The sequence below is a fragment of the Pantoea sp. EKM20T genome (assembly GCF_011800485.1).
GTDB lineage: Bacteria > Pseudomonadota > Gammaproteobacteria > Enterobacterales > Enterobacteriaceae > Pantoea > Pantoea agglomerans.
Genome location: NZ_JAALFW010000056.1, coordinates 1 through 237, shown reverse-complemented (window position 1 = coordinate 237; position 237 = coordinate 1). Strand labels below are relative to the sequence as shown.

The 237-nt window shown below is 67.9% G+C and carries 1 protein-coding gene; it reads right to left on the bottom strand.

Going from position 1 to position 237, the window contains the following annotated elements:
- A partial coding sequence (locus tag HFD94_RS22860) for an Ig-like domain-containing protein (protein WP_167433558.1) occupies positions 1–237 on the bottom strand: 237 nt, incomplete at both ends.

Genomic DNA, 237 nt, shown 5'->3' with positions numbered 1-237 from the left:
CGCCGGATTCGGCTGGATGCTCCAGTGACCATCCGCGTCCGCCACCGTGCTGGTCACGCTGTCGCTGACCGGATCGGTGATCACGATCACCGCGCCCGGCTCGGCGTTACCGGCCAGCTCGTCCTCGGTGTTGTTCGTGATTTCCGGAGCCGCCGTGCTGGTGTCAACGGTAAAGCTCCAGTCGCCGTCTGCCTGCGGGCCTTCGTTGCCCGCCGCGTCCACCGCCGCAACCGTCAG